The 7,352-nt window shown below is 72.5% G+C and carries 8 protein-coding genes; 6 read left to right on the top strand and 2 right to left on the bottom strand.

Annotated features, from left to right (window positions below):
* A partial coding sequence (locus DLJ47_RS18950; protein ID WP_109901282.1) for an MFS transporter occupies positions 1–1,492 on the bottom strand: 1,492 nt, incomplete at its 3' end.
* An 86-nt stretch (positions 1,493–1,578) separates the two neighbouring features.
* On the opposite strand from DLJ47_RS18950, the gene DLJ47_RS18955 reads away from it, so the two are divergent.
* The gene (locus DLJ47_RS18955) at positions 1,579–2,418 is read left to right on the top strand and encodes a DUF3027 domain-containing protein (protein ID WP_109901277.1); all 840 of its coding nucleotides are present in this window, start codon (positions 1,579–1,581) and stop codon (positions 2,416–2,418) included.
* Positions 2,419–2,439: 21 nt separating this feature from the next.
* On the opposite strand, the gene DLJ47_RS18960 is transcribed toward DLJ47_RS18955, so the two are convergent.
* A complete protein-coding gene (locus DLJ47_RS18960; RefSeq protein ID WP_109901278.1) occupies positions 2,440–2,691 on the bottom strand; it encodes a DUF2530 domain-containing protein in 252 nt (83 codons plus the stop codon).
* An 87-nt stretch (positions 2,692–2,778) separates the two neighbouring features.
* Here DLJ47_RS18960 and DLJ47_RS18965 point away from each other — a divergent pair, with 87 nt between their 5' ends.
* The 5 genes from DLJ47_RS18965 to thpR form a co-directional block, all read left to right on the top strand.
* Positions 2,779–4,257 (top strand): NCS2 family permease, encoded by a 1,479-nt coding sequence (locus DLJ47_RS18965; RefSeq protein ID WP_109901279.1) that lies wholly within the window; start codon positions 2,779–2,781, stop codon positions 4,255–4,257.
* 116 nt (positions 4,258–4,373) lie between these two features.
* Positions 4,374–4,823: a MarR family winged helix-turn-helix transcriptional regulator gene (locus tag DLJ47_RS18970; protein WP_199235900.1), complete on the top strand. Its 450-nt coding sequence runs from the start codon at positions 4,374–4,376 to the stop codon at positions 4,821–4,823.
* 67 nt (positions 4,824–4,890) lie between these two features.
* Positions 4,891–6,174: an MFS transporter gene (locus DLJ47_RS18975; protein WP_088997136.1), complete on the top strand. Its 1,284-nt coding sequence runs from the start codon at positions 4,891–4,893 to the stop codon at positions 6,172–6,174.
* A gap of 116 nt (positions 6,175–6,290) precedes the next feature.
* The gene (locus DLJ47_RS18980; protein WP_109901280.1) at positions 6,291–6,800 is read left to right on the top strand and encodes a hypothetical protein; all 510 of its coding nucleotides are present in this window, start codon (positions 6,291–6,293) and stop codon (positions 6,798–6,800) included.
* A gap of 7 nt (positions 6,801–6,807) precedes the next feature.
* Positions 6,808–7,352 (top strand): RNA 2',3'-cyclic phosphodiesterase (gene thpR / locus DLJ47_RS18985; protein WP_109901281.1); only part of this gene is annotated, 545 nt, incomplete at its 3' end.

Genomic DNA, 7,352 nt, shown 5'->3' on the forward strand with positions numbered 1-7,352 from the left:
CCACGAAGCCGGCCTGGGTGGGGGCCGGAGAGGTGGGCGTGGCCTCCGCCGGCCGGCCGTTGCGGTCGCCGCTCTCGGACTCGTCCTCGGTCAGCTCGTCGTCGCCGAGCGGGCGGCCGACCAGCCGTTCGGCGCGCAGCCGGCCGGCCATCACGATGGCGCGGACGGCGGCCAGCGCACCCACCCCGGCCACCACCGCGATCCCGACGCGGCCCTCGAACGGCACCAGCCCGAGCCCGCCACCGGCGACGAAGGCCAGCATCAGCACCGTCTCCGAGTGCGCGAACGAACTCGCCCGCAGCCGCTCCGGGATGCGCTCCTGGATCGAGGCGTCCACGGCCAGCTTGGCGATGCCGCTGATCAGAGCGGCCACCAGGCAGAGCAACGCCACCATCGGCAGCGAGAACTTGAGCGCGGCGAGCACCCCCACGCCGGCCACGATGACCATTCCGCTGGACTGGATGGCGGCCGGGCGGTGGATGCGCAGCCGGGTGCCGACCGCGGTGGCCAGGAAGGTGCCCACCGCGAGCGCCCCGCCGACCAGCCCCAGCGCGCCCTCGGCGCCCAGGTCGCGGCCGAACACCACGGTGGTCAGGTCGCCCGCCTTGATCGCGAAGGCGAGGAAGAGCAGCAGGAAGCCGTAGATCGCGCGCAACCCCGCCGCGCCGATCAGGGTGGCGATCACCAGCCGGCCGGCGGGCCGACCGCGGCCCAGCGGGCGGTCACCGGAGCGGCCGTACAGCGCCCGCAGCGGGCGGGGCACCCGCTCCGGCGGCTCCGAATCCGCCTTCGGCGGCAGCCGCAGGGAGATCACCATGCCGACCAGGAAGATCACCGAGGCCACCCGCAGTGGCCACTGCGGGCCGAACCAGAACGCGGCCAGCCCGATCGGGGCGACCAGCGCGCCGGCCACCGTGCCGTAGACGCTGGCCCGGGCGCCCACCTGGGACAGGCCGAGCCCCTCCGGCAGCAGCCGGGGCACCGCCGCCGAGCGGGCCACGCCGTACGCGCGGGAGAGCGCCAGCACCCCGAACGCCGCCGGATAGAGCCCGAAGCCGTGGATGTAGTCCGAGATCAGCCAGGCCAGGAACGCCCGGCCGAGCATGGTGGCGGCCAGCGCGTACCGGCGGCCGTGCCGGAAGTGGTCGAGCAGCGGCCCGACCACCGGGGCCAGCATGGCGAACGGCACCATGGTCACCAGCAGGTAGAGCGCGACCTTGCTGCGTGCCTCGCCGAGCGGCACGTTGAAGAAGATCGTCCCGGCCAGGCCGATGGCGATCAGCGTGTCACCCGCGCAGGAGATCGCGTGCAGGTCGAAGAGGCGGACCATGCCGACCTCGCCGCCCGCGCCCCGGGCCCGGGCCCGGCCGGCCCGCCGGGTCATCCAGCGGCCACCGCTGAACGAACCGCGCAGCAGCAGGCGTACGCCCTTGATGCCGGTGCCGACGGTCCGCCCGAGGAGGGACCGCTCGGAGCGGGAGAACAGCGGCATGTGCACCATCCTCGCCCATCCGTCCGGCGTACGCCGCACCACTGGCGAGAACGTCTGCGGGGAGTGGCTGACAGTCGCCCGCCCGGATGGGGAACAATGGTGAGGTGACCAGGCCCGCCTCCGCCCGCGCCGCCCGCCTCGACCAGGTCTGCGCCGCCGCCGTCGAGCTGGCGCGCGAAGCCATCACCGAGGTGGAGCCCAGCGACGTCGGCGACCACCTCCAGGCCGTCGCCGAGGGCGACCGGCTCGTCACCCACTACTTCGAGTGCCGGCTGGCCGGCTACCGCGGCTGGCGCTGGGCGGTCACCGTCACCCGGGTGCCCCGCAGCCGGAACGTGACGATCTGCGAGACGGTGCTGCTGCCCGGCCCGGACGCGCTGCGCGCCCCCGGCTGGCTGCCCTGGCAGGAGCGGCTCAAGCCGGGCGACCTCGGCCCCGGTGACCTGCTGCCCACCCCGCCCGACGACGAGCGGCTCCAGCCCGGCTACCTGCTCTCCGACGACCCGGCGGTCGAGGAGACCGCCTGGGAGCTCGGCCTCGGCCGGTCCCGGGTGCTGTCCCGGGAGGGGCGCAGCGAGGCCGCCCAGCGCTGGTACGACGGCGACCACGGCCCGTCCGCGCCCATCTCCACCGCCGCGCCCGCCGCTGCCCGCTGCGGCACCTGCGGCTTCTACCTGCCGCTGGCCGGCGCCCTGCGGCAGTGCTTCGGCGTCTGTGGCAACTTCTACGCCCCGGACGACGGCCGGGTGGTCAGCGCCGACCACGGCTGCGGCGCGCACTCCGAGACCCTCGTCGAGGCCGCCGAGACGCCGGTCGACGAGCTGCCCACCGTCTACGACGACAGCGCGGTGGAGGCGGTGGCGGTCAGCCGGGCACCCGGTTCAGTCGAGGCCGCCGAGCCGGCGGAGCCGTACGGGCACCCCTGACGGGTCGGTCGACGCCGCCGGTCAGCGGCCGGCGGCGCGGCGGCGACGCCGGTTCGCGTCGTGCCGCATCATCACCGCGAGACCGGGGATACCCCACAGAAAACCGGCCAGGCAGGTCCAGAGCCAGTTCTCCCGCCCGTGCTCGGTGAGCCAGTCGCGGAAGAAGACCAGCAGCACCAGCCCGACGACCGCCCAGACCGCCATCCCGGCGAGGGCGAACGGCACCATCGGCGGGTCGAGCGGCTCCGGCCGCGGCGGTTGCTGCTTCGGCACCCGGCAAGCGTACGTGACCCGCTTTTCCTGCCCGCCGGTGATCTGGGACGATGCGCGCGACAACGGAAGATCACCTGCGAGGACCTGATGGCAGTAGAGCCGCCCGAGAACGGCACACCACCCGACCCCGCTCACCCGCGTAACGGTTTCGATCGGTTCTTCGAGATCTCCGCCCGCGGCTCGACGATGAGCCGCGAGGTACGCGGTGGCCTGGCGACCTTCTTCACGATGGCGTACATCGTGGTGCTCAACCCGCTCATCCTTGGTGGTGCCGTCGACGGTGACGGCAAGTCCCTGCCCATTCCCGCGCTGGCCGCGGCCACCGCGCTGGTCGCCGGCCTGATGACCATCCTGATGGGGGTGGTCGGCCGGTTCCCGCTGGCGCTCGCCGCCGGCCTCGGCGTCAACGCGCTGGTCGCGTACGAGATCGCCCCGGAGATGACCTGGGCGGACGCGATGGGCCTGGTGGTGATCGAAGGTGTGATCATCGCCGTGCTGGTGCTGACCGGCCTGCGGACCGCGGTGTTCCGCTCGGTGCCGACCCAGATGAAGACCGCGATCGGCGTCGGCATCGGCCTCTTCCTGACCATCATCGGCCTGGTCGACGCCGGCTTCGTCCGGCGCATCCCGGACGAGGCGAACACCACCGTGCCGGTCGGCCTGGGCATCGGTGGCAAGCTGGTCAGCTGGCCGATGCTGGTCTTCGTGGTGGGTCTGCTGCTGACCCTGGTGCTGGTGGTACGCCGGGTCAAGGGCGCCATCCTGATCGGCATCCTGGCCTCCACCGTGTTGGCGGTGATCGTCGAGGCGGTGGGGAACATCGGCCCGTCCTTCGTCGACGGCAAGCCGAACCCGAAGGGCTGGTCGCTGAACGTCCCGGAGCTGCCGAAGAGCTGGGTGGACGTGCCCGACCTGTCGCTGCTCGGCAAGTTCAACGTGCTCGACTCGTGGAGCCGGGCCGGCTGGCTGGTCGTGCTGATGTTCGTCTTCACCCTGCTGATCACGGACTTCTTCGACACCATGGGCACGATGGTCGCGGTCGGCCAGGAGGGCGGCATGCTCGACGAGCGGGGCACCCCGCCGCGGGCGAAGGAGATCCTGCTGGTCGACTCGATCGCCGCGGCGGCCGGTGGTGCGGCGAGCACCTCCAGCAACACGTCGTACATCGAGAGCGCCGCCGGTGTGGCGGAGGGCGCCCGGACCGGCGTGGCCAACCTGGTCACCGGCGCGCTCTTCCTGCTGGCCACGTTCCTGGCGCCGCTGGTGGTGGTGGTCCCGTTCGAGGCGGCCTCCACCGCGCTGGTGGTGGTCGGCTTCCTGATGATGACAGCGGTGCGGACCATCGACTGGTCCGACTATGAGATCGCCATCCCGGCGTTCCTCACCATCGTGCTGATGCCGTTCACCTACTCGATCTCCAACGGCATCGGCGCCGGCCTGATCACCTACGTGGTGGTCAAGCTGGCCAAGGGCAAGGCGCGGGAGATCCACCCGCTGCTGTACGCCGTGGCCGCGCTCTTCGTGCTGTACTTCCTGCGCGGGCCGATCGAGTCCGTGGTGCTCTGAGGCTCCGCTCCGGGCCGGGTGACCAACCGGTCACCCGGCCCGGAGCAGGGCGAACTTCTCGTGAGCGTGGTCATATCAGGTGTCGTTAGCCTGACTCATTAGTTAGGCTAACTATCGTGACGGAGCGGACGGTGACGGCGAGACGCGTGCCACCGGCGCAGCTGGCACCGCAGCTGCGTGATGCGATCACCCGGCTCAACCGACGGGTCCGCCAGGCCCGGCCGGTCGGCGACCTGACGGTCACCCAGCTCTCCGCGCTCACCAGCCTCAAGCTGGCGGGCGCGCTGACGCCTCGGGAACTGGCCGACATCGAGCGGGTGCAGCCGCCGACGATGACCAAGATCGTCGCGAAGTTGGAGGAGCGCGGCCTCGTGCAGCGCAGCCCCCATCCGACCGACGGTCGGCAGGTCATCCTGGCGGCTACCGAGGGGGGACGGGCGGTGCTCGACCAGTTCGAGCGGGCCCGCAACTCGTGGCTGGCCGACCGGCTGGCCGAACTCAGCGAAGCCGAACGGGACACGTTGCGGCAGGCCGCGGAGATCCTGCAACAGATCGCCCGCGGCTGACCGCGCCACCTTCGCCCGCGCCGTCCGACGTCGATGACGCGTACCACAGCGAGGAGGCGCACCAAGAGTGCAGGCGAAGCTGAGCACGATGTTCCAGTCCCTACAGGTCCGCAACTACCGGCTCTTCGCGTCCGGGCAGCTGATCAAGTTGATCGGCGTCTGGATGATGTTCATCGCCCAGGACTGGCTCGTCCTCGAGCTCTCCGACAACTCCGCCACCGCGCTCGGCGTGGTGACCGCGCTGCAGTTCACCCCGGTGCTGCTGCTCACCCTGATCTCGGGGCGGCTGGCCGACCGCTACGACAAGCGGATGCTGCTCTTCGTCGCCAACGCCTTCTGGACCGTGCTGGCGCTCGCCATGAGCCTGCTCGTCATCACCGGCCTGGTCGAGCTGTGGCACGTCTTCGCGTTCGCCGCCCTGCTCGGTACGGCGAACGCGGTGGAGACCCCGGTGCGGCAGGCGTTCGTCTCCGAACTGGTCGGCACGTCGCTGCTGCCCAACGCCCTCTCGCTCAACGCGGCCACCTTCAACTCCGCCCGGATCGTCGGGCCGGCCCTCGCCGGCCTGGCCATCGCCGCGTTCGACGTCGGGCCGGTCTTCCTGGTCACCGCGCTCAGCTCGATCGCCCCGCTGGTCAACGTGGTCCGGATGCGTACCGCCGAGCTGCACCGCGAGGCGCTGCCGCCGCGCGACGAGCGGGCGCAGGCGAAGGTGATCGACGGGCTGCGCTACGTCCGGCGCCGCCCCGACCTGCTGCTGCCGATGGTGATGATCTCGATCATCGCGACCTCGCTGTTCAACTTCCAGCTCACCCTCGCCGCGCTGGCCAAGACCGTCTTCAACACCGGGGCCGCGTCGTTCGGCCTGTTCAGCAGCGCGCTCGCGGTCGGTGCGCTGATCGGGGCGCTGGCCGGCACCGGACGGCGCAGCCGGCCGTCGGTCTGGCTGGTGCTGGGCGCCGCCGTCGCCTGCTCCACCTTCGGCACCCTGGTCGGGCTCGCGCCGGCGTACTGGCTGGTGGTGGCGCTGCTGCTGCCAACCGGGTTCTTCATGGTGTTCTTCGCCCAGGCCGCCAACCAGCGGATCCAGCTCGGCACCGACGCCGCCTTCCGCGGCCGGGTGATGGCGCTCTGGGTGCTGGTGTTCCTCGGCACCAACCCGGTCGGCGCGCCGGTGATCGGCTGGCTCGCCGAGACCTACGGCGCCGGCGCGAGCATCTGGATCGGCGGGCTGATCTCGCTGGCCACCGCCCTGCTCGCGCTGACCTGGCAGCTGCGCCGCTCCGGCGCCCGGCTCCGGTTCCGGGTGCTGCCGATGCCCCGCTTCTACGTCACCTCCACGGACTGCTGATCCCGGCCGGCCGGTGGGAACGTACCCACCGGCCGGCCGATCCGTCCCGATACACGGATGACGCGGATGCCGCCAATCCGGTGGCGGGGCGGCACGATGCGGCCTAGCGTCTATGTGTGGAGCTCGGACGCGTGCTGCTGCTCGCACTGGCGTTCATAGCGGTGGCCAGCCTGCCGGCGGCGATCGCCCTGCTCTTCTGCGCCGACGAGATCATCGACCGGGTGGTCTGCGGCTTCGCCGAGTGGCGCGAACGCCGCCGCGAGCGGCGCACCATCGCCCGGCTGGACCGGGCGATCGAGGCCGACTCGCTCACCCGCGACATCGACCTCAGCGACTTCGACCGCACCGACCGCCGCCCGCTGGAGCAGCTCGCCGCCGACCTGCGCCGGCTGGGCAGCCAGCGGATCGGCGTGGGTGGTCGCTCGATGGTCTGGCACGGCGCGGTCCTCCAGGCGTACGACGACCGGCTCCGCCGGGCCTGCCGGGCGCTGGGCATCCCCGAGCACCTCACCGAGCTGGCCGGCGTCGACCTGGAGATTGAACGGGTCCGGGTGGAGGGGCTGCTGCACGCCGCCGGGCTGGCCCTGCCCGCCGCCCGGGCCGACGACCGCCAGCGCCACCGGTGAGCGGCGGTTGAGGCTCTTCGTCGCGGTCTACCCGCCGCCCGAGGCGGTCGACCACCTGACCACGCAGGTGGCCCGGCTACGGATCGGCGCGGCGGCCGCCGCCGGCATCAACGTCCGGCTCGCCGACCCGGCCCAGGCGCACGTCACCCTCGCCTTCCTCGGCGACGTGGAGGCCGACCGGCTGGTCGACGTGGAGAGTTCGCTGGGGCTGGCCGCGGAGTGGTCCCGGGACGTGCGCGCGGCGACCCCGCGACTGCGGCTGGCCGGCGGCGGCACGTTCGGGCAGGGCCGGTTCACCGTGCTCTGGGTGGACCTCCGGGGCGAGGTGGAGGCGCTGGTGGTGCTCGCCCGGCTGATCCGGTCCCGGCTGCGCAACGCCCGACTGCCGCACGACGACAAGCCGTTCCGCCCGCACCTGACCATCGCCCGCCCCGGCGACCGGATTCCCCCGGAGGACGTCGCGGCCGACGAGGAGACGCTGCACGGCTACCAGGGCCCGGCCTGGCCGGCCACCGAGATGGTCCTCATGCGCAGCCACCCCGGCCCCAACCC

Source organism: Micromonospora sp. S4605 (assembly GCF_003176715.1).
GTDB classification, from domain to species: domain Bacteria; phylum Actinomycetota; class Actinomycetes; order Mycobacteriales; family Micromonosporaceae; genus Micromonospora; species Micromonospora echinaurantiaca.